The 21,317-nt window shown below is 52.0% G+C and carries 18 protein-coding genes and 4 tRNA genes; 8 read left to right on the forward strand and 14 right to left on the reverse strand.

The window, feature by feature from the left end; genetic code table 11:
• Positions 1–11 precede the first annotated feature (11 nt).
• A tRNA-OTHER gene (locus FCL49_RS05585) sits at positions 12–106 on the reverse strand.
• Positions 107–360: 254 nt separating this feature from the next.
• Here FCL49_RS05585 and FCL49_RS05590 point away from each other — a divergent pair.
• The 4 genes from FCL49_RS05590 to proP all read left to right on the forward strand — a co-directional run bounded on the left by FCL49_RS05590 (position 361) and on the right by proP (position 6,755).
• Positions 361–1,542, forward strand: coding sequence for an efflux RND transporter periplasmic adaptor subunit (locus FCL49_RS05590; protein ID WP_174352753.1), 1,182 nt, complete (start codon positions 361–363; stop codon positions 1,540–1,542).
• Positions 1,539–3,479, forward strand: a complete 1,941-nt coding sequence (locus tag FCL49_RS05595) for a MacB family efflux pump subunit (RefSeq protein ID WP_174352754.1) — start codon at positions 1,539–1,541, stop codon at positions 3,477–3,479. The genes FCL49_RS05590 and FCL49_RS05595 overlap by 4 nt, the downstream gene beginning before the upstream one ends.
• Positions 3,480–3,482: 3 nt before the next feature.
• A complete protein-coding gene (locus tag FCL49_RS05600) occupies positions 3,483–4,847 on the forward strand; it encodes a TolC family protein (RefSeq protein ID WP_174352755.1) in 1,365 nt (454 codons plus the stop codon).
• A 405-nt stretch (positions 4,848–5,252) separates the two neighbouring features.
• Positions 5,253–6,755: a glycine betaine/L-proline transporter ProP gene (gene proP, locus FCL49_RS05605; protein WP_174352756.1), complete on the forward strand. Its 1,503-nt coding sequence runs from the start codon at positions 5,253–5,255 to the stop codon at positions 6,753–6,755.
• A 301-nt stretch (positions 6,756–7,056) separates the two neighbouring features.
• On the opposite strand, the gene eptB is transcribed toward proP, so the two are convergent.
• From eptB to FCL49_RS05630, 5 genes are all read right to left on the reverse strand, one after another.
• Positions 7,057–8,709 carry a kdo(2)-lipid A phosphoethanolamine 7''-transferase gene (gene eptB / locus FCL49_RS05610; RefSeq protein ID WP_174352757.1) on the reverse strand — a complete coding sequence of 551 codons (1,653 nt, stop codon included), beginning with the start codon at positions 8,707–8,709 and terminating at the stop codon, positions 7,057–7,059.
• A gap of 232 nt (positions 8,710–8,941) precedes the next feature.
• Positions 8,942–10,303 carry a PTS cellobiose transporter subunit IIC gene (celB, locus tag FCL49_RS05615; RefSeq protein WP_017892384.1) on the reverse strand — a complete coding sequence of 454 codons (1,362 nt, stop codon included), beginning with the start codon at positions 10,301–10,303 and terminating at the stop codon, positions 8,942–8,944.
• Between the two features lie 55 nt (positions 10,304–10,358).
• The gene (locus FCL49_RS05620) at positions 10,359–11,660 is read right to left on the reverse strand and encodes a 6-phospho-beta-glucosidase (RefSeq protein ID WP_174352758.1); all 1,302 of its coding nucleotides are present in this window, start codon (positions 11,658–11,660) and stop codon (positions 10,359–10,361) included.
• Positions 11,653–11,979, reverse strand: a complete 327-nt coding sequence (locus tag FCL49_RS05625) for a PTS lactose/cellobiose transporter subunit IIA (protein ID WP_012006281.1) — start codon at positions 11,977–11,979, stop codon at positions 11,653–11,655. Before FCL49_RS05625 ends, FCL49_RS05620 begins: the two co-directional genes overlap by 8 nt.
• 111 nt (positions 11,980–12,090) lie before the next feature.
• Positions 12,091–12,396: a PTS sugar transporter subunit IIB gene (locus FCL49_RS05630; protein ID WP_012006280.1), complete on the reverse strand. Its 306-nt coding sequence runs from the start codon at positions 12,394–12,396 to the stop codon at positions 12,091–12,093.
• A gap of 403 nt (positions 12,397–12,799) precedes the next feature.
• Here FCL49_RS05630 and FCL49_RS05635 point away from each other — a divergent pair, with 403 nt between their 5' ends.
• Positions 12,800–13,942, forward strand: coding sequence for a MurR/RpiR family transcriptional regulator (locus tag FCL49_RS05635; protein WP_174352759.1), 1,143 nt, complete (start codon positions 12,800–12,802; stop codon positions 13,940–13,942).
• Positions 13,943–14,158: 216 nt separating this feature from the next.
• Positions 14,159–14,389: a hypothetical protein gene (locus FCL49_RS05640; protein WP_174352760.1), complete on the forward strand. Its 231-nt coding sequence runs from the start codon at positions 14,159–14,161 to the stop codon at positions 14,387–14,389.
• Positions 14,390–14,737: 348 nt separating this feature from the next.
• Here FCL49_RS05640 and FCL49_RS05645 read toward each other — a convergent pair.
• The 6 genes from FCL49_RS05645 to uvrY form a co-directional block, all read right to left on the reverse strand.
• Positions 14,738–14,823: transfer RNA gene (locus FCL49_RS05645), tRNA-Leu, on the reverse strand.
• 10 nt (positions 14,824–14,833) lie between these two features.
• Positions 14,834–14,907, reverse strand: a tRNA-Cys gene (locus FCL49_RS05650).
• A 57-nt stretch (positions 14,908–14,964) separates the two neighbouring features.
• Positions 14,965–15,040, reverse strand: a tRNA-Gly gene (locus tag FCL49_RS05655).
• Positions 15,041–15,185: 145 nt separating this feature from the next.
• Entirely contained in the window at positions 15,186–15,734 is a 549-nt protein-coding gene (gene pgsA / locus FCL49_RS05660; RefSeq protein WP_174352761.1) for a CDP-diacylglycerol--glycerol-3-phosphate 3-phosphatidyltransferase, read from the reverse strand.
• A gap of 58 nt (positions 15,735–15,792) precedes the next feature.
• Complete coding sequence (gene uvrC / locus FCL49_RS05665; protein ID WP_174352762.1) at positions 15,793–17,625, reverse strand: excinuclease ABC subunit UvrC; 1,833 nt, start codon at positions 17,623–17,625, stop codon at positions 15,793–15,795.
• A complete protein-coding gene (gene uvrY / locus FCL49_RS05670) occupies positions 17,618–18,274 on the reverse strand; it encodes a UvrY/SirA/GacA family response regulator transcription factor (protein WP_012006273.1) in 657 nt (218 codons plus the stop codon). Before uvrY ends, uvrC begins: the two co-directional genes overlap by 8 nt.
• 766 nt (positions 18,275–19,040) lie before the next feature.
• On the opposite strand from uvrY, the gene FCL49_RS05675 reads away from it, so the two are divergent.
• Complete coding sequence (locus FCL49_RS05675) at positions 19,041–19,265, forward strand: DUF2594 family protein (RefSeq protein WP_020826235.1); 225 nt, start codon at positions 19,041–19,043, stop codon at positions 19,263–19,265.
• A gap of 77 nt (positions 19,266–19,342) precedes the next feature.
• Here the strand turns inward: FCL49_RS05675 and FCL49_RS05680 are convergent, their stop codons facing one another.
• Together FCL49_RS05680 and FCL49_RS05685 are read right to left on the reverse strand one after the other, a co-directional pair.
• Positions 19,343–19,774 carry a hypothetical protein gene (locus FCL49_RS05680; RefSeq protein ID WP_135316031.1) on the reverse strand — a complete coding sequence of 144 codons (432 nt, stop codon included), beginning with the start codon at positions 19,772–19,774 and terminating at the stop codon, positions 19,343–19,345.
• A 230-nt stretch (positions 19,775–20,004) separates the two neighbouring features.
• Positions 20,005–20,364 carry a hypothetical protein gene (locus tag FCL49_RS05685; RefSeq protein WP_174351921.1) on the reverse strand — a complete coding sequence of 120 codons (360 nt, stop codon included), beginning with the start codon at positions 20,362–20,364 and terminating at the stop codon, positions 20,005–20,007.
• 420 nt (positions 20,365–20,784) lie between these two features.
• Between FCL49_RS05685 and FCL49_RS05690 the strand changes: the two genes are divergently transcribed.
• Positions 20,785–21,141 carry a hypothetical protein gene (locus FCL49_RS05690; RefSeq protein ID WP_174352763.1) on the forward strand — a complete coding sequence of 119 codons (357 nt, stop codon included), beginning with the start codon at positions 20,785–20,787 and terminating at the stop codon, positions 21,139–21,141.
• Positions 21,142–21,317: the final 176 nt, after the last annotated feature.

Below are 21,317 nucleotides of genomic sequence, written 5' to 3' on the forward strand. Positions count from 1 at the left end.
CAAAAGGAAGCTGGCGCGCTATGCAGGACTCGAACCCGCGTCTATCAATTTTGTAGCCAAAAAAGCATTTTAAAACCAACCACTCTGCCAACTGAGTTAATAGCGCATTCCTTCGCTTCGGGGAGGTATTATCCATATTAATGTTATGGATTCAAGCTATCGAACTACAAACCGCTGCATTTGCAGAGGAATCTCATATTTTTGACTATTTCGCACGCAGATAGACGATTGCTTTCGTTTAGCGATAGTTAACCATTGAAACTTTTATATGACCGTCTGCGGCGTGTTTATTGTTAGTTAAAGCGCTGGATGCCACTATAGCGCCTTCTGGGATCATCGTTTTCTGTTATGGATAACACTATGAAAGTCACTCCGCGCCGCCTGGCGTTTATCCTGATCGGCGCTCTGCTGGTCATACTTGCCCTGGTGGCATTCTTTTTACAAAGCCCCCCGCAAACCGCTTCGGTGACCGCACCGGCTCGTCTGGGCGATATTGAAAACGCCGTACTGGCCACCGGCAAACTTGATGCAATAGAGCGGGTCAACGTCGGGGCGCAGGTTTCCGGCCAGGTCAAATCCCTGAAGGTCAAACTTGGCGACAAGGTCACCAAAGGCCAACCTATTGCCGACATCGACGATCTGCCGCAACGCAACGATCTGCGCAACGCCGAAGCCGCGCTGAACGTCGCCAAGGCGGATTTGCAGGCCAAACAGGCACTGTTGAAACAGGCCGAGTCTCGCTTTAAACGCCAGAAGCGCATGCTGAGTGATGAAGCCGGCTCCCGCGAAGATTTTGAAACGGCTGAGGCCACGCTCGCCGCCACCCGCGCCGAACTGATCGCGTTGAATGCTCGCATCGTGCAGGCACAGATTGAGGTAGACAAGAAAAAGGTCGACCTGAGTTACACCCGAATTCTGGCACCGATGGACGGCATCGTCATTGCGGTGATTACTCAACAAGGCCAAACGGTGAACGCCAACCAGAGCGCCCCCACCATCGTCAAACTGGCGCAGTTGGACGTAATGACCATCAAGGCGCAGATATCCGAGGCCGACATTACCCGCGTTTCACAGGGGCAAAAAGCCTACTTCACCATTTTCTCCGAACCCGATAAACGTTACGACGCCACGCTGCGCACCGTCGAGCTGGCACCAGAATCAGTGATGAAAGACGATTCTATCTCCGGTGGCAGTTCGTCCTCCGGCTCCGGTAGCTCCAATGCTTCGGTGTATTACAACGCATTGCTGGACGTCCCAAACCCGGATAACCGGTTGCGGATTGCCATGACGGCTCAGGTTTCATTGCTGCTCGGTGAAGCGAAAAACGCGCTGCTGGTGCCGATCCAGGCGGTACATAAAACTGCAGATAATAAACAACAGGTGCAGGTGCTGACCGGGGACAACCGGTTGGAAATGCGCGAGGTGAAAACCGGCATTACCAATAACGTCGATATTCAAATCCTGTCCGGATTGAAGGCCGGTGAAAACGTGGTGCTGGTGCAGGAAAGCACCAGGCCGGGCGAGGAAGGCCTCTCACTGTGAACACTATCATTGAGCTGAAAGGTATCGGCCGCACCTACACCAACAGCAGCCAGCCGCTGACCGTCCTGAAAAACATTAACCTGAGCATCGCTGCCGGGGAGTTGGTCGCTATCATTGGCGCTTCCGGCTCCGGCAAATCCACGCTGATGAACATCATTGGCTGTCTGGACGTGCCGGACCAGGGTGACTATTACATCAACGGCCAAAACGCGGCTCATTTATCGCCGGATCAACTGGCCAGGCTACGTCGCGAACATATCGGTTTTATCTTTCAGCGTTATCATCTGATGCCGGATATCAGCGCGCTGGGCAACGTCGAGATCCCTGCGATTTACGCCAACAGCCAGCGAGACCAACGCCGACTGCGTGCGGCACAGCTGTTGGCCCGGCTGGGGCTGGAAGGCCGTGAACACCATAAGCCCGGTCAGCTCTCCGGCGGTCAGCAACAGCGCGTCAGTATCGCTCGTTCGTTAATCAACGGGGCTGAAATCATCCTGGCAGATGAGCCCACCGGCGCCCTGGACACCCGATCGGGTCAGGAAGTGCTCGAGATCCTCAGCGAACTTAATCAACGCGGCCATACGGTAGTGATCGTCACTCACGATATGAAGGTGGCGCAGCACGCACAGCGCATCATCGAATTGCAGGACGGCGAGATCGTCGCCGACAGTGGCCGTAAATCCGCGCGTCCTCTGCCGGTGATGAAAAAGACCCCGCCGATTGCTCAAGGCTACTGGCAGAGCCTGCTCGATCGCACTCGCGAATCGTTACAGATGGCGCTGAAGGCCATGAATGCCCATCGCTTGCGTACCGCATTGACCATGACCGGCATCATTTTCGGTATTGCTGCGGTGGTGACGGTGGTCGCGCTGGGTGAAGGTGCCAAACAGCGCACGCTGGAGAGTATTAAAAGCCTGGGTACCAACGTGGTCAGCATCTACCCCGGCCGTGATTTCTTTGATGATGCCATCGACAGCATCCGCACTCTGGTACCGGCGGATGCCGACGCGCTGGCCCGCCAAAGTTTTGTCGATAGCGTCAGCCCTGAGGTCACGGCCTCAGACAGTATCCATTTTCGCAGTAAATCGGCCAACGCGTCGATCACTGGTGTTGGACGCGATTATTTACGCGTTAACGGCCTCACTCTGCTGCAAGGTCGCAATTTCCAGGATGACCGCAACGCCCTGCAGGAAGTAATCATTGACGAAAACGCACGTCAGTCGTTGTTCGGTGATTTCGGCGTAGAGCCACTGGGCCAGATCGTGTTTCTTGGCGCCGTACCGGCCCGGGTAATTGGCGTGGTGCAAAGTAACCAGGACTCGGCCCCCAACCGCATCAGAGTGTGGATGCCCTATACCACCGTCATGTACCGCATGGTGGGTCAAACCAAGCTGAGCAGCATCAGCGTAAGGTTGAAAGATGACGTTGCCAACGAAGCCGCTGTCGCCGCCATTAACCAGTTGCTGACCCAGCGTCACGGCGTTAAAGACTTTATGTTGTTCAACCTCGATAAATTCCGTAAGTCGATCGAACGAACTTCGATGACTCTCAGCCTGCTGATCCTGATGGTGGCCTCAATTTCCCTGATCATCGGCAGCCTCGGCGTGATGAACATCATGCTGGTCTCGGTGACCGAACGGACGCATGAAATCGGTGTGCGTATGGCCGTCGGCGCACGTCGCAGCGACATTATGCAGCAATTTATGATCGAGGCGGTGCTGGTCTGCCTGATCGGTGGCGTACTGGGCATTTTACTGTCTTTCGCCGCCGGCTCGCTGTTTACCCTGCTGGCGGGCGGTATGCTCACCGCCATCTATTCCTGGCAGGCCGCCGCCGTGGCCTTCTGCTGCTCCACTCTGATCGGCATGATCTTCGGTTATCTCCCGGCCCGCAAAGCGGCGCGGATGGATCCGGTCATTTCACTGGCCAGCGAGTAACTTATGAAAATTTTATCCCCCCTGGCGTTATGCCTCGCCGCCCTGCTCAGCACCGGCTGCGGTAATGCGTTGAAAAGCGAATATCAGCCTCCGAAGGTAGACTATCCGACCCAATGGCAGCCCGGTGCCGATGCCGCTACGTCAGTCCCTTTTTCCTGGCGGGACTTCCACGATCCTCAGCTAGACCACTGGCTACAGCAGGTCATGCTGGCTAATAACGATCTGGCCGCCGCCGCGTTGCGCGTCTATCGCGCCCAGTTGGCGGCCCAACGGGTCGACATCGGCACCGCTCCCAGCGTAAACGCAACGCTCAATACCGGCGCCAGCAGGCCCCTTTCCGATTCATCCCCCTGGAATAAAAACAGCAGCGCCAACCTCGGCGTCAGCTATGAGGTCGATCTGTGGGGCAAACTGGCACGACAGCGCGACGCCGCAGAATGGGCCAGTCAGGCAACCCAACAAGATTTGCAAAGTGCGCGCTTGGCATTGCTCGCCAACGCCAGCAAAAATTACTGGCGCCTCGGTTTTATCAATCAACGGATCGGCGTCAGTCAGCAAAATATCGCTTACTCCCGGCAGACCTTACAGTTGGTCAATGCCCGCTACCGTGCCGGCAGCATCTCTTCACTGGACGTGGTGGATGCCGAGCAGAATCTGATCAATCAGGAGAGCAGCCATCTGGCGCTGTTGCGTGAACGTCAGCAAGCGTTGAACGAACAAACGGTGTTACTGGGTGCGCCACCGGGCAAGGCTCTGGTCGAACCCGCCCGCTTGCCCAGCGGCCCGCTGCCGCAAATCAATGCCGGTATCCCGGTCAACGTGCTGCGCCATCGGCCGGATATCAGCGCCAAAGAACTGCGGTTGCGTGAAGCGCTGGCCAACGTCGATGTGAAACGAACAGAGTACTATCCGGCGTTCAGCCTGACCGGTTCATTGGGTGCCAGCAGTACCGCCTTGCTCGAATTTTTGCGCAACCCGTTGGCCTCGGTGGGGGCGGGGTTGTCGCTGCCGTTCCTTGAATGGCGGCAGATGGATGTTGATATCAAAATTGCCCGCAGTGACTATGAGCTGCAGGTACTGGAATTCAAGCAGGCGCTGTATAAAGCCATGGCCGATGTGGACGATGCCTTGTCGTTGCGTAGCCAATTGATAGCTCAGGAAAAACATTTGCAGGCCTCGTTGGCGTTGGCACGCAAATCTGAACGCCTGAATGAAAGCCGCTACCGGCAAGGCGCCGTCCCAATCAACTTCTGGCTGGATGCACAAAACCGCCGCAGGCTGGCAGAACAGGCGCTGGATGAAAACCGTTTTAGCCAATATCAAAACCTGGCACAACTCTACCTGGAATTCGGCGGCTCAACTCAATAATCCCCCCCAGCCTGGCGTCTGCGCCAGGCTTTTTTTCAGCCGCAGAACGCATTAATTTTGCCGGTTTTTACCGCAGTTCTTCCTATACTTAACCCACCCCCCCACCAGACAAAAAACCATCAACATGCACAATAGTTAATCTATTTATGCGCTAAATCGGTGCAAATTCATTAGATAAACTGCTAAATTTGATCGCCGCAAGATATAACGTTAAGCTATAGATGCAAAATAATTAGTCACCTAAATGACATATTCCCGGTGAAAATTGAAACATTACGTGATTCGCATCACACAAAAAATGGCAATGGCTGGTCTCTGCGCATAGCACATAGATTAACCAAACTGATAACTGGGCAGAAGGATCGCGAATTCACGTACGACTAAAATTGATTAAGGGATGATTATATGAAGTTAAGAAAAAAACGTCATAAGCCGATGCATATTAATGACATCACCATTATCGACGACAGCAAGTTGAAAAAGGCTATCACCGCGGCAGCATTGGGCAACGCGATGGAATGGTTCGACTTTGGTGTTTATGGCTTCGTGGCCTACGCCCTCGGACAAGTATTTTTCCCTGGCGCCACTCCCGGCGTACAGATGATTGCCGCACTGGCAACCTTTTCCGTTCCCTTCCTGGTTCGTCCGTTAGGCGGCATCTTCTTTGGTGCGATGGGCGATAAATTCGGTCGTCAAAAAGTCCTCTCCATCACCATCATTATCATGGCGGTGAGCACCTTCTGTATCGGGCTGATCCCCTCTTACGCTTCGATTGGTATTTGGGCTCCGGTGCTGCTGCTGGTGGCAAAATTGGCGCAGGGCTTCTCGGTCGGTGGTGAATACTCCGGCGCGGCAATCTTCGTCGCCGAATACTCCCCAGACCGCAAGCGTGGCTTTATGGGCAGTTGGCTTGATTTTGGCTCGATTGCCGGCTTCGTACTGGGTGCCGGTGTTGTAGTGCTGATTTCCAGCATTGTTGGGGAAGTTAACTTCCTCGACTGGGGCTGGCGTATTCCATTCTTCATCGCCGCGCCGTTGGGCCTGATTGGTCTGTACCTGCGCCATGCGCTGGAAGAAACTCCGGCATTCCAGCAGCACGTGGAAAAAATGGAGAAGGAAGACCGCAACGCTATCGAAAACCCGCCAAGGACTTCGTTCAAAGAGATCGCGGCCAAACACTGGAGAAGCCTGTTGGTGTGCGTCGGTATCGTGATTTCGACCAACGTGACCTATTACATGTTGCTGACCTACATGCCGAGTTACCTGTCGCATAACCTGCACTACTCGGAAGATCACGGCGTTCTGATTATTATCGCCGTGATGATCGGCATGCTGTTCGTGCAGCCGGTAATCGGCATGACCAGTGACCGTATTGGCCGTAAGCCGTTTATCATTGGCGGCAGCATCGGCCTGCTGGCACTGGCGATCCCGTGCTTTATTTTGATCAACAGTAATGTGATTGGTTTGATTTTCGTCGGACTGTTAGTCCTGGCGGTGCTGTTAAACTGCTTCACCGGCGTGATGGCTTCGATTCTGCCGGCGATGTTCCCAACGCACATTCGTTACAGCGCCTTGGCAATTTCATTCAATATTTCGGTACTGGTTGCCGGTGCAACCCCAACGGTGGCCGCCTGGTTGGTCGAGTCGTCCGGAAACCTGTATATGCCGGCTTACTACCTGATGATAGTAGCGGTGATCGGTCTCGCCACCGGCCTGTACATGAAGGAAACCGCCAATAAACCGCTGCGTGGCGCTACCCCGGCCGCTTCGGACCGCTCGGAAGCCAAAGAGCTGCTGCAGGAGAACTACGACAACATCGAACAGAAAGTCGAAGATATCAATGAGCAGATCGCCGAGCTGGAAAAGAAAAAACAGACGTTGGTCGACCAGCACCCAAAACTGGACTAAATACCGCTCTGCCAATCAGCCACCTTCGGGTGGCTTTTTATTGGACTTTTACGCTGGTTTGTTACACTGAGCCAATGAGTTATTCAACGAGGTTTCCACCAATGAGTAAAATGGATTTGCCAATTGTGATTGGAGTAGCGCTCATGATTGCCGTATGGATAGGCGCAATGTTTAACATTGGTGATATCACCCACAGTCTGGCGCGTGTCTTCCATTGGATAGAAAGCCTTCGCTAGCCTGTTACCCGCCCGGCCAAGCCAAAAAAAACCGCCTTGCGGCGGCTGATGGCACTGCTGCTGGTTTAGTTAACCTGGCACCAGTTATGCTGTTTCACTATCCCCCCGTCCGGCGAGGTATAACCGATACAACCCAGAATACTGTCAAACAGTTTCTCGTGGAAGACCGGCGTTTTCGCCTGCTGCAACGCTTTTAACTGATTGAATGCCGCCTTATGGTCAGGCTGGCTAAGAAACTTGTCAGATGCCCAGACCATAATGGGAATGGTACGCTGCGCCTGCGGTGCATGATCACGCGGGGTACCGTGAAAATGCATATTTTCCGAGATCGACTCGCCGTGATCCGAAGCATAAAACACGATGGCATTACGATTACGCAACTGGTTGAAAACCTGCTCAAGGACGTAATCGGTATACAGCAGGCTGTTGTCGTAAGAGTTAACCATGGATTGCGTAGAGCAAGTGTCGTCAATACCCTGGCATTCCGGCTGGTAGCGGGCAAAAGCACGAGGATAACGTTCAGTGTACATATAGTGCGAGCCCTTGGTATGCAGGATCACCAAATGCTTGCCCTGCGGGTGACGGTCTAACGAATCCTTTAACTCGTCAATCAACGCAATATCATCCACAGGTTTACCGGCATTACGTTTTTCCGCCTGAATACTTTCTCTCAGCGCATAATCATCCGCCTGGGTTTTGTTATAAAACCAGGCCTCGCTCTGCATTGAAAACAGTTCAGAGGAAAAACCCTGTTTTTTCAGCACGGAAAATACGTTCATTTCCTTTAGGGTCCGCTCCGGTGCTTCTGACGCGCCGCCTTCACGCACGAACATGCAACGTAACGAGAGCTTGGTTGAGGTATCGCAGGAATAGCCCTGCAGCACCGCAAGGTTGCTTTCCTTATCCAGATTAGGCGTGTTGTCGCGCTGGTAGCCATAAATGCCCATGTGGTCGCGTCTGGCGCTCTCACCAATCACAAACACCACGTACAAATCATTCACGTCTTTTGGCGGTTGATAGGTAAAGTGCGCCGCGGGGTCAAACAGATTATGGCTGTCTTCTGCCTGGCTGTATGAGCTGTAGGTAAACAACCCCAAGGCAGAGAGCCAGTTGGACGGCGAATAACTGCCGGCCACCACTCCACCATAGCTGGCCATCAACTGATTACTTTCCCGATCGTGACGATCCTGTACCTGGCCCATTAGCTTCAGGGGTAACCAGCACAGCAGTGCGGCAGTCAGCATAATGCCGCCCTTCTTGCACCACGCCCAACCGTTGCCTTTCTGATATGCAGCTTCGTGCATCGGGGCCAGCCATATAAACAGCATCGGCAACAGGCTCACCAACACCACCCACACGGCAAAATGCCAGCCCACCGACTCCCTGGACAAGTCAACGTCAGTGGTCATCACCGCCGCCAGAATGCCGTAGCCAATATCCACGTGGAATAACACCATGTAGTAGCTGGCGGCCACCGAACTCAGCACCAATAACGATGCCAAAACACGGAACAACCTGCGCCCCAAAAACGAGATCAGTAGCGTGATAAAACACACCAGGCAGAAGGCTGCGAGCACCTCAATGCCGATCGACAAGGCGTTGTCATAATGAAGTTGCTGATAACGGCGGTAAAATATGGGGATATTGAGCAACACACCGAGATAAAAAGCGATAAAGAAAGAGACCTGCAACTGGGTCCAACGTCGGAACTTCTGCATTATTGATACCATTCTTGCCAAAGTGAATTCATAACCCTTGCCAGATACAGGTTATTGTTGAGAGTTTTCTCTCTCCTGCTGCTGGAATGGTTATCTGACAGGCAATTTAGGCGGGCGTTGCTGCGGTGGCTGAAATTAATGCTGTTATAGTGTAACAATTCATGTGTGGCGATTTTTCAGCTTAGCTTCCAGTAACGGCAGCATCCGCCCACCGTTACTGGAATAGTCCATTTTATGGCGTCTGCGGTTGCTCATCCGCCACGGCGTTTTGTACTGGCATCGCCGCCTGATTTTCCTCACGGTATTTTTGCTTATCCCAGGCGCGGAAGAACGGATAGTAAATCGCCATGGAAATCAACAAATTAACCACCTGGATCACCGTTCCTGAAATATGACCGCCGGTAGCCAGATAGCCACTAATGAAAATCGGCGTGGTGAACGGCAGGGCAATACCCACCGGAGGTGTTACCAGCCCGGTAGCCATCGCACTGTAGGTCACGATCACCAGCACCACCGGGGTCAGAATAAACGGCAGGAAGAAGTACGGGTTCATCACCAGCGGGATCCCGAACACCATGGGTTCACTGATGTTGAACAGACAGCCCGGCGCGGCGATTTTCCCCAACTGTTTCATCTGCGCGCTACGGCTGCGTAACAGCATAAAGATCACCAGCCCCAACAGGGCGCCCGTCCCGCCGGGGGCAATCCACAAATCGTAAAATTGCTGGGTAATGATGTGCGGGATCGGCTGATTGGTCTGAAACGCCACCAGGTTTTCTGACATATTCGCCAGCCACACCGGTTGAATAAACACCAGTACAATGGCGTCGCCATGCAGCCCCAGCGTCCATAGCAGGCCTATCAGAATGACCGAGAAAATCATCCCCGGCAGCGTTCCCCCCACGTGATGCATCGGGATGCCGATAAGCGTGGCGATCATGGTGTTGATATCGCCAAACGGCGTAGCCTCAACAATCAAACGCAGCAGCAAAATCACTGCCAGCACGCAGAACCCCGGGATCAGCGCCAGGAAGGATTTGGCTACCGCCGGCGGCACCCCTTCCGGCATGTTGATCACCAGATTGCGGTTATGCACGAAACGGTAGATTTCCGTCGATAACAGCGCCACTACGATCGCCACAAACAGCCCCTGGCTACCGATAAAATTCATCGGCAGCACACCTTTAACAATTTGCTCCGCGGCCCCTTTCACCGGGGCAAACAGCGTATGCTGGGGAATGGTCATGATAAACGCCACCAGCGAAACCGCACCGGTACTGAGCGGATCCATCCCACGGTATTTCTCCGCCAGCCGGTAGGCAATGCCAAAGCTGGAGATTATCGCCATGATGTCGTAGGTCGCCTTGACCGGGTACAGCAATTTATCTCGCCACGCAGCGCCGAATACCTCGCCCATCAGATTGGCGTAGCTGGGGATCGGTAAGTAAGCGAAGATCAGGAAAAATGACCCAATTAACATAAACGGCATGTTGAGAATTATGCCGTCTCGCACCGACAGAATATGTTTTTGCCCGGCAATTTTTAACGCCGTCGGCAACACGTAACGTTCCAGAATGCTATTTAAACCCGCCATCATCCCCCCTGCCCGGCAAAGCCGGCCGTCGTGATTGTTATTATGGAATATCGACTTAATTAAACTGCGGCAGATAGGCCTGATTCAGGCTCAACACCTCGTCCAGCAAGGGCTGCGCAATGCCGACACCGCCAATCAGCGGGTTAACCACCAGCGCCAACAAAGCACCCTGACGATCGCCATGTACCGCCGCCTCTATAGTCAGGCGTTCAAAATCTTTAACCTGTTGAGTCAACCCGTTCATGGCCAGTGGCAACGGGCCGAAGCTCAGCGGATGCGCACCCTGTGCATCAATCACACAGTTGGTTTCAATCACCGCATCATCAGGCAAGCCCTGAATGGCACCGTTATTGCGAGTATTCACCACCAGTACCTTGCCGCTGTTATTGTGGATCGCGCGGATCAATTCGACCGCTACCTCAGAATAGAAAGCACCGCCGCGGAAACTCAGTTGCTCAGGTTTTTTATCCAGCGTCGGATCGGCATATAAGGCGAATAACTCAGCTTCTACCTTCATCACCTGCTCGGCACGGGTGCCCTGTGCCGCAGCCGCTTCCAGCTCTTCTTCCAGCATGCCGGCGGTCTGATAAAAATAGCGGTGATACGGACAAGGAATGGCCCCCAGTGCCTGCAGAAATGCCGGAGGCCACGGCAGGTCTTTGATGTTGTTCATCGACAACGTTTCGCCATTGCTTAACATCTCCAGCACTTTGGCGGTCACATCCTTACCGCTTTGTGTCACCTGATGCACCCACACCATATGGTTCAGCCCGGCAAACCGCAGATCTACCTGGTCGTGCGGCGCTTTCAGCATATCGGCGATCATGTGATGCATGGTGATCGGCACGTTGCACAAACCAATAATCTTTGCCTTGCTGTAACGCGAGACGGCTTCGGTGACGATCCCCGCCGGGTTAGTGAAGTTGATAATCCAGGCATCCGGCGCCACCGCCTCTACCACGCGTGCCACCTCCAGCATCACTGGAATGGTGCGCAACGCCTTGGCAAAACCGCCAACACCGGTGGTTTCCTGGCCCAGACGCTGGTATTTCAGCCCCAGACGCTCATCGGCGGCGCGGGCTGCCAGTTGCCCCACCCGCAGTTGAGTCAGTACAAAGCTGGCACCGCGAATGGCCGGCTCCAGCGTGAAATGTACCGAAACCACCACCTGCTCCAGCCCATTGCGCTTAAGCATTCTTTTGGTCAGCTCGGCAATGATGCTCACTTTCTCACGGCCGGACTCCACATCGACCAGCGCCAGCTCGGTTAACGGCACATCCTGATAATGCGCGATCAATCCTTCGACCAATTCCGGCGTGTAGCTACTGCCCCCGCCTATTACGGTGATTTTAGTCATTGCCTGCCCCCTGGGGTAAACGACGATAAAGTTCGATCATGTCAGTGGCCAGATCCTGGATCAGCATCGCATTCATCAAATGATCCTGCGCGTGCACCAGAATTAAACTGACCGGTACCTTTCCACAGCCTTCATCCATGCCAATCAGTTCCGTCTGCATGCCATGCGCCCGGCCAATACCGGCTTTCGCCTCTTCCAGCCTGGCGCTGGCGGCTTCAAATTCACCACGGCGAGCCAACTGCAATGCAGAAAGCAGCGAGCTACGCGCACTACCGGCATGAACCAGCAATTCCATCACGCTAGTTTCCAAATCCATCATTACCTCCCCCGGCCTGATTCCAGACACGGCGATCCCACCGCGGGTTAATAAAACAACCCGTGGTAAATCAATAAATAAATGAATATGGGGAACGGCGTCCCCAGAGTGTTATCAGGCCAGCAGGCTAAGTGCCTTGTCCAGCACCTTATCGCCGCGCATGGTGCCGTAATCCATCATGTCGATAACCGCCACGGCTTTGCCCAATGGTGCCGCCAGTTCGGCCAGCCGCGCATGTTCATATTTCACCTGCGGCCCCAACAGGACGATGTCTGCCCGCCCCAGGATGCGTTCAAAGTCTGCCACCGGAACGGCTTCGATCTCGATATCCAGCGCCCGTTTTTGCGCTTCGTTCTTCATTTTTTGTACCAACATGCTGGTCGACATTCCTGCGGCACAGCATAAGACGATTGTTTGCATTTTTCAGTGTCCCGGTTGTTAGCCACCACGGCTGTTCAAATATAAAACAGCTCTGTAACACGCTTGTAAATACCTTAGATCCATACGATTTTATTATGATTTTTACTTAATCATTTAAAAACAATTGGTTAACATAAAAATATCATGAAAATTTTTTTCAACACTGTGATCGGCGATCTAATTATTGGTTTTAAAATAGCGGTTAAAATTTTTAATTGTTTAAATACAATAAGATAAAAACACAATTAATAAACACTGAGATGGGCATCGTGTTTTCCAACAGGACGCGTTGAAAATTATTTTCATTGGTTTATTCTGCCAATCAGGGCTTTATAGCGTGCGAAAAACAGGCTAGTTTGAAGCTTCGGGCATCGGTTGGCATAACAGAAGGGACACTGCAGTTATGGATCTCGTTTACCACATTCAGTTCCGTCAGGATCCGTTCAACCGTCAGGAGGCGAAAGTCGCCCGGACCATCCTGGACAATCCCGGATTCACTTCAACTGCGACTATTGAACAGTTGGCGGAACGGGCCGGCGTCAGTACCGAGATCGTCACGCATTTTGCCCAATCTCTTGGTTGTCAGGATCTTAACGACTTTATCTCGTTGATGCGCACTCAGCCTGTACCGGTAAACCCGCCGGCAGCCGTGGCGCAACCGGTACTGGGCGGCATGGATATCGCTTTCGCCTCCGCCGCCGGTATCGGCAAACTGCCCGGCGTCAGCCCAACGACTTTGAGCCGCTTCGCCAAATCCATCGGTTGTGAAGATATCGGCGACATCGTCTATCAGATCCGCGCGCGGCAAAACCAACTCAGCCAGCAGGAAGCCAAGGTTGCACAGACCATTTTGGACGATATCGCCTTTGCCTCTTCCGCTACGATCGAGCTGCTGGCCAGTCAGGCAGGGGTCAGCCCGGCAACCATCACCCGTTTCGCCAAAACCATAGGTTGTGATGATATTCGCGATCTGCGCATGAAGCTGGCGCAGGCCAGCGTCAGTGGATCACGCTATTTGACTGCCCAAACGACGCCCAATGGGCCACCTCGTTTGTGGCTGCAACGCGTCAACGACGTGGAAACCACGCTGCATCAGCAGCTACAACAGGTTGAACATTCAGCATTAATCGACGCCAGCCAACAGATAAGCCAGTGTAAAAGCGTGCATATTTTTGGCGTAAACAGCATGGCGCTGTACGTTAACGAGCTGCAACAACGCCTGGTGGGTTTGGGCTATCCCGCTTTTGCCTGTCAGGATGCGGCACTGATGCGCATGACCGCCTCCACCCTGAGTACGCAACAGTGCGTGATACTGCTATCACTGAGTGGGGAAAATACCGATTTGCTCAACGCCGCCAGGTTGGCCGGTGCCACTGGCGCTTATCGTATCGCGTTGACCCCGGCAGCCAGCACGCTGGCATCCCTGGCAGATAAGGTCTTGCCCCTGAGCGGTGGCAGTGCCGCACGCTACGGGCTGATGCTGACTCTGGATCTGTTGCTGGCGCAATTGCTGCCAGAAAGCCTCGGTGCGCAAGCGGAAGATTAAATCCACAGAACAAGCCTTAACTATGGCTAACACCTGAGGTTTTTCCTAATTAGCCATCCAGATGACCACTCCCTATTGATGGGAATATTCTTACTACGTTATCGTTAACATCCCACTTAGGTAGTGACCTAAGTGAAATTTGCACAACTTTAATTTTTATATGGCTTCTCTGCCAGCTTCGGCTGGCACTTTAAATTTCATCAGCGGTAAAATTCCATGATCGATTACTCCCTTTACGGTCTCAACGATAAAGATATCGAGACGTACCGTGAACAAATTTACAGCCTGCTCGGCAAGGGCGTTATTCAGGTGCTCTCCGCCAACAAGCCCATCAGCAAACAAAGCATTCTCGCCTATCTGATCAAAGAGATCGAAACACAACCCGATGGCCATTGCCAAAAGCTGCACAGAGCGGCAATCGAAGTCATTGGTATCACCGGCCGCTAAGGAACTGCATGCGAAAATCGGATCTATGCGCCATCATCTCTATCGCCGCCGTCGTGGCCCTGATGTGGGTAGCGAACTATAACGCTGATCTAGCACCGCCGTTTGGTATTCACTAGTGCGACCAAGTCTTTCAGGAGAGATAGATAAGAACAACCCCGGCTCAATCGCCGGGTATTACGCCAGGCCAGAATGATTGGTGTCGTTTGGGTGACAGTAAATTATTTGTGCGCGAATAAAATAAGAGGATAACAGGCAGGCATGGTTTAGCGGAGGCCAGAAACAAAAAAACCGCCTTCCGGCGGTCACGACATTACTACTTATTGCTTGTTATTCTTGAATTTATTTTCCTGGTACCCGGGGCGGGACTTGAACCCGCACAGCCATAAGCCGAGGGATTTTAAATCCCTTGTGTCTACCGATTTCACCACCCGGGCTCGGGAAAATTGGAGGCGCGTTCCGGAGTCGAACCGGACTAGACGGATTTGCAATCCGCTACATAACCGCTTTGTTAACGCGCCTAAATTCTGTTTGCCTTTTTCAGGCTAAAGCTCGTAAAACACCAGCTTTATCAAATTTGGAGCGGGAAACGAGACTCGAACTCGCGACCCCGACCTTGGCAAGGTCGTGCTCTACCAACTGAGCTATTCCCGCATTAATCAGAACTTACTGATTTTTTTGCTATCTTTCGGCAAATCACTGCTGCCGTCTGATGCGATGCATTCTACTTACCTGACGTAATGAGTCAATAAAATTGTTGGCTCATTACGTTTGTTTGACGATTTTTGCAGCGCTTTGATCAGGGTTCCAGCAAATCTTTGCGGGCAGCGTTCAAATATTGGAACATTGACCAGAAAGTCAGCACCGCCGCGATGTACAACAAACCAAAGGACACATACTCAACGGAGCGGTCCGGGCGCCATAGCAGGCCGACCAGCGACATCATTTGCGCCATGGTTTTTACTTTACCAATCCAGGACACCGCTACGCTGCTGCGCTTACCAATCTCCGCCATCCACTCACGCAGTGACGAGATGATAATTTCACGAGCAATCATGGTCGCCGCCGGCAGAGTAATCCACCAGACGTGGTAGTGTTCCGCCACCAGCACCAGTGCCACCGCCACCATCACCTTGTCCGCGACCGGGTCGAGGAAGGCCCCAAATCGGGTAGTTTGCTTCCAGCGACGGGCGAGGAAACCATCAAACCAGTCGGTTATGGCAGCAAACACAAAGATGACGGCGCAAACCATCGGAGCCCAGGTGAACGGCAGATAAAATGCCAGAACAAAGAATGGGATCAGAACTACGCGAAACAGAGTAAGCCAAGTCGGTATATTCAATTGCATAATGCTAGGGTAACTATCTGGCTGGAGTGGGAATTAAGAGTATGTTGCTACATTGCCCTCAGTGTTTCAATGCATTGTAGATCTTTTCTGCCAATGCTTGTGAAATACCCGGCACTTTTGCAATTTCCTCAACGCTGGCGTTCAATAATGGTTGAAGTCCACCCATATACTTCAACAGCACCTGTCGCCTTTTTGGTCCAACGCCGTCGATCAGTTCCAACGCGCTGGTATTTCTTACTTTTGCCCTTCTCTGCCGATGCCCGGTGATCGCGTGGTTATGCGAATCATCGCGGATATGCTGGATCAGATGCAACGCCGGTGAATCCGACGGCAAAGCAATCCCCTCACCTTCAGGTACAAAGAACAGTGTTTCCAACCCGGCTTTACGGTCAGCGCCTTTGGCGATGCCAATCAGCAGGGGTTTGTTTTTATCCCAGCTCACGTTCAGCGAGTTAAACACTTCAATCGCCATACCAAGCTGCCCTTTACCGCCATCAATAAAGATAACGTCGGGGATTTTTTTCTCTTCCAGAGCCTTACCATAGCGGCGTTTCAACACTTGCGCCATCGCCGCATAGTCATCCCCTGGGGTAATACCGCTGATATTATAGCGCCGATACTCGGAACGCAGCGGCCCATTAGCGTCAAACACCACGCAGGAAGCGACGGTTTGCTCACCCATGGTATGGCTGATGTCGAAACATTCCATGCGGTTAATCTCGGAAAGATCCAACACCTTGGTTAGTTCGGCCAGCCGCTGATGAATGGTCGACTGCTGGGAAAGCTTGGTGGTCAGAGCGGTCGCTGCATTGGTACGTGCCAGTTTAAGGTAGCGTGCACGGTCTCCTCGCGGTTTACTCTGGATCTGGATTTTGCGACCGGCCAGTTCAGACAGCGACTCGGCCAGCAGGTCTTTTTCCGGCAAAGTGAAATCCAACAGAATTTCCGCCGGCAAGGTGCGCATCTGGCTGCCCTGTAAATAGAACTGACCGACAAACGTCTGCACCACTTCGCTCATATCGGTGCCGCCCGGTACTTTGGGGAAGTAGCTGCGGCTGCCCAACACTTTGCCCTGGCGAATAAACAGGACATGCAGACAGGCCATACCGGCCTCGAATGCCACGCCGATCACGTCCAGATCGTCGCTGTTACCGGATACAAACTGACGTTCAGTCACCCTGCGTACCGCCTGGATTTGATCCCGAATCCGCGCTGCCTCTTCGAAGTTCAAAGCCTTGCTGGCGTTTTCCATCCGTTCGATCAACTGATGCAGAACCTGTTGATCCTTGCCGGACAGGAACAGGCGCACATACTCCACCTGCTGACGATATTCATCTTCACTCACCAGCCCGGCGACACAAGGCCCCAGGCAACGGCCAATCTGGTACTGCAAACAAGGGCGCGAGCGGTTGCGGTATACGCTGTTCTCGCACTGACGTATCGGGAACAGTTTCTGCAGCAGCGCCAGCGTCTCACGCACGGCATAGGAATTAGGGAATGGGCCGAAGTATTCCCCCTTGGCATGTTTGGCACCACGATGCACGGCCAGCCGCGGGTGGCTGTCCGCACTGAGGAAGATCAGCGGATAAGATTTATCGTCTCGCAAAAGAACATTATATCGCGGCTGGTATAACTTTATGTAGTTATGCTCCAGTAATAGCGCTTCTGTTTCGGTGTGTGTAACAGTAACGTCTATTTGCGCGATATTTTTAACCAGCGTCTCAGTTTTACGACTCCCCACCTGCTGGCGGAAGTAACTGGCGAGGCGTTTTTTCAGATCTTTAGCTTTACCGACGTAGATAACCGTGCCAGTAGCGTCGTACATTCGGTAGACGCCAGGCTGGCTGGTTACGGTGCTTAGAAATGCTTTGGCATCAAAACGGTCACTCACTGCTTAACAACGTCTCCGCATTGAACAATCCGTGTCGGATAGCCAGGTGTGTCAATTCAACATCACCGCTGATATTCAGCTTGCTGAACATGCGGTAACGATAACTGTTCACCGTTTTAGGGCTGAGACTCAGTTGTTCTGAGATCTCGTTGACCTTTTTGCCTTTGGTGATCATCAGCATAATCTGCAGCTCGCGCTCAGACAGACAGCTAAACGGCGTTTCCGTCTGTGGCTCCAACTGGCTCAATGCCATCTGCTGGGCAATATCGGACGCAATATAACGCTGCCCGGCCTGCACGGCACGAATCGCATTAACCACATCCTGTGGTGCTGCGCCCTTGCTCAGATAGCCTGCAGCACCCGCCTGCATCACCTTGGCCGGCAATGGATTTTCGGTATGAATAGTCAGCATGATGACTTTAACGTCGGGCGCATAGCGTACAATCTTGCGCGTGGCTTCCAGCCCGCCAATACCCGGCATGTTCATATCCATAAGAACGATATCTACAGCATTGCCACGGCACCATTTCACGGCATCTTCACCGCACTGGGCCTCCCCGACAACTTTTATACCTTTGATATCTTCAAGAATGCGTCGTATCCCTGCGCGCACCAGTTCGTGGTCATCAACAAGAAGAACGCTAATCAAGGAAAAATCTCCAAAAAGAAGGGAGTAACGCAATCAGCCTCTGTTATAGGCAGAGATATTACTTGTTTTTCAGCCAAGAATGAACACAGATTAATACTTACTCCCGATTAACTTTGCGCAATGGGCCAGATTTTTGAATTTTAGTCACCCAGCGCAGCCCGATAAAGCCGGTGTTTGCCGATAAAAAGCCGACGATGTGAATATTACCATGCGGGCTTCTGGTCTCATGATAGTGCGTCTAACCTAAACCGCAGGTAAAATCAGTGTAAGCAATCGCAACACAAATAATATTAACACCAACAGGACTGGATTGTAATTCATTGAAACAAAACAAAATAACAAGATTACCTTTATCTCACAGGGTGAAATTCATTGCAAAAGAAATTATTCAATCCATGCCAGGCCAACGTCAGGCGAGAAGCTAATGTTGGTCATTTAAATAACCGGAACAAGTTAACAATAACCGGGCAGACAAATACTTATTAACTCAAAAAAAATAACTTGGCGGTATTGTTCAGCAAGCCGATTAATTCATCAATAGTGAGTATGCACTATAATGTGAAGTCGCTTAAACCCTGGAACTGACCCCAGCTAATGGTACGGGCACCGAGACAGCGCTATCAGTGCAGATGGATATCTGCATGCTATGCTATACTCCGCGCCCAGTTAAATACGCATCTGCAGGTCCGAGTGAAATGAAATCGGTGTGGGTGTGCATCAAAATGCACTTTGTTTCAGGCTTCGGCCTCATAAATCAGGAGAGAAAATGAGCAACGTTGATTTCACTACGTCTGCAAACCCGGAAACGCTGGCAACAGAAGTTGCCTGCCTCAAAGCCACGCTGACGCTGATCCTGAAATCGATCGGCCAGGCCGATGCCGGGAAAGTCATTATCAACATGGAGCGCTTTATTGCGCAGATTGAAGACCCGACCCAGGCCGAAATTTTTAAAAACAGCATCCAACAGATTAAGCACGCTTACCGTCAATAATCTGTCGCCCTTCCGGCCTGCCGTCATCGCGGGCCCGTTCCCTCTGCGGGAAGGGTGCTGACTGCACCCCGCCAGACTTAAGGCTTACCGGCCTGCAGTACAAAGCCACGCTGCATATCGCCCGCAACGCGGAAATAACGACTCTCACCGGCACGTAGCGTCATTGGCAACCGTCCGCTGGTATCACGCCAGATACACAGGCTGTTTTCGATCATATCCTGCCCAATACTGATTTCGTTATTGCCTACCGGCACCCGGAACTCGGCCTTCTCTTTCGATGCCAGCGATGCGGCAAACTCGCCGTTGATATAAACCCCGGTTCGACAACTTCCCGCCAGCATCCCGCTGTCGCGCACTACCACTATGGTGGCAAACGGCGTTTGTGGCACATTCTGATAAAGCATCAACCGGCTGGGCGGCGGTGATTCAGCCTGCTGCAATGGAACGGCCTGAGTGGCACAGCCAGACAACAGCACGGTTGTAACAAGTAACGCGGCGCAATGCTTCATCCTGAACTCCTGAAATAAACCAGTCTTCATACTAGCAAGAGAATGGCCACTGACAGTAGCGCCGGGGCATCACCCATAGAAAAATAGGATAACTTCCAGTGAGCTGAGAAAAATCAGGCAGGGAAAAGCCTTACCTGTGCCGACCCTATTGCTTGCCAGGCAAGACAGTCGGCAGCTATAAGAAGATTCCGTGGTTAGTATATTGAAATGAATAAGATTTTTATGATTTTTTAAAGCTTAACCATGCGTTTTTGGATGTCCTCGCGAAAGGCGCTGGCCACATAGTTAAAGCCATTTTCAGTCACATAGACCCGCGAATAACCGTTCTCGGACACTGTGGTCACCATATAACCGGCGTTAATCATCTCCGTAGAGGGTGCATTCATAAGAGTAAGAAAACCGCGTCCACGGCACCATTGATAGAAGCGAGTACGACCATAACCCAATGAATCACCGACATCAGAAAGGTTTCTCAACCTATCACAATCCTCTGATAGTGAAGGTAAATCACCACTATCTTTAGGTATTTCAGGTTTATTTTCCAAAATATAACTCCCTTTAATCTCTTCATCATCATGACTATCATTCATCGATCCTGAATCTAAAAAATTTACACCTGAATTGCAATCTCATTACCGACATATTCAATAATGGTTTTAATTGTGAGCATTTATAAAAATCAATATAAACATCCTTACCTTAACTCCCCAAAGTATAAATATCCTTATGCAGCCAATAATAAGAATAAATCCTTAGGTAAATATCTTAATAAATAATCTGAAAACAGACACAGAAGAAACTTAGCACGAATATGATAACCAATAAGTATTATTCTACTTGTCAGCAAGCTCCGCACTTCCTTCATTGCCGCCAGTCTCACCTCAACCTTTTCTAAACAATAACTATTATCATTTCCAATTTTGACCGCAGTTTATTACACTCACGCCCCACCTCGTCTAGGAAGATTCTTAGCGTGTGCGTACAGGACGAAAGGAAGAGTCAGGGATACCATGAAGAAGTATAGAATTTTGATTTTATTACCATTAGCAACATTGACCGCCTGCACCCAATGGGAAAGGGCCGGCGCCGGCAACGCCACCCGCGAGGCGGAGTATGCCGAATGCAAGGGGCGGGGATACGAGCGATTCCCTCCCGATGTGGTACGTGACTTTGAGTTTAGCTACGAGAACCAATACCACAGCTGCGAGAAAGACAAAAAAGACTGCCCGAAAGGCTACCGTTACGATAAACAACCGTCGTTTAAAACGGTGCAAAACGATCGCAATGAAGGGGCACGAACGGCGACTATCGAAGCTTGTATGTATGGCAAAGGCTGGCATGAGAAAACCCATTACTGGCCACAGTAATCTCAGCGTTGTCGAGGCTGGCACTTGGCTCAACTGACACAGCTTGCCGCCGGGGATTATTCATCATCACCGTGCGGCATGCCGGTCCTGGGCCTGGCTTTATTGTGTTCCGGTTTTTTATCTTTTGCGGCCGATAATGCCCGCCCAATCAACCACAGTAGCAGCGGTATCAGCAG

The organism is Serratia proteamaculans, from assembly GCF_013337185.1.
GTDB classification, from domain to species: Bacteria; Pseudomonadota; Gammaproteobacteria; order Enterobacterales; family Enterobacteriaceae; genus Serratia; species Serratia proteamaculans_D.

Excerpts from the sequence above, each read along its gene's own strand:
- FCL49_RS05590 (WP_174352753.1), top strand. The coding sequence starts at position 361 with ATGAAAGTCACTCCGCGCCGCCTGGCGTTTATCCTGATCGGCGCTCTG.
- FCL49_RS05600 (WP_174352755.1), top strand. The coding sequence starts at position 3,483 with ATGAAAATTTTATCCCCCCTGGCGTTATGCCTCGCCGCCCTGCTCAGC.
- proP (WP_174352756.1), top strand. The coding sequence starts at position 5,253 with ATGAAGTTAAGAAAAAAACGTCATAAGCCGATGCATATTAATGACATC.
- eptB (WP_174352757.1), bottom strand. The coding sequence starts at position 8,709 with ATGCAGAAGTTCCGACGTTGGACCCAGTTGCAGGTCTCTTTCTTTATC.
- celB (WP_017892384.1), bottom strand. The coding sequence starts at position 10,303 with ATGGCGGGTTTAAATAGCATTCTGGAACGTTACGTGTTGCCGACGGCG.
- FCL49_RS05620 (WP_174352758.1), bottom strand. The coding sequence starts at position 11,660 with ATGACTAAAATCACCGTAATAGGCGGGGGCAGTAGCTACACGCCGGAA.
- FCL49_RS05625 (WP_012006281.1), bottom strand. The coding sequence starts at position 11,979 with ATGATGGATTTGGAAACTAGCGTGATGGAATTGCTGGTTCATGCCGGT.
- FCL49_RS05630 (WP_012006280.1), bottom strand. The coding sequence starts at position 12,396 with ATGCAAACAATCGTCTTATGCTGTGCCGCAGGAATGTCGACCAGCATG.
- FCL49_RS05635 (WP_174352759.1), top strand. The coding sequence starts at position 12,800 with ATGGATCTCGTTTACCACATTCAGTTCCGTCAGGATCCGTTCAACCGT.
- FCL49_RS05640 (WP_174352760.1), top strand. The coding sequence starts at position 14,159 with ATGATCGATTACTCCCTTTACGGTCTCAACGATAAAGATATCGAGACG.
- pgsA (WP_174352761.1), bottom strand. The coding sequence starts at position 15,734 with ATGCAATTGAATATACCGACTTGGCTTACTCTGTTTCGCGTAGTTCTG.
- FCL49_RS05675 (WP_020826235.1), top strand. The coding sequence starts at position 19,041 with ATGAGCAACGTTGATTTCACTACGTCTGCAAACCCGGAAACGCTGGCA.
- FCL49_RS05680 (WP_135316031.1), bottom strand. The coding sequence starts at position 19,774 with ATGAAGCATTGCGCCGCGTTACTTGTTACAACCGTGCTGTTGTCTGGC.
- FCL49_RS05685 (WP_174351921.1), bottom strand. The coding sequence starts at position 20,364 with ATGAATGATAGTCATGATGATGAAGAGATTAAAGGGAGTTATATTTTG.
- FCL49_RS05690 (WP_174352763.1), top strand. The coding sequence starts at position 20,785 with ATGAAGAAGTATAGAATTTTGATTTTATTACCATTAGCAACATTGACC.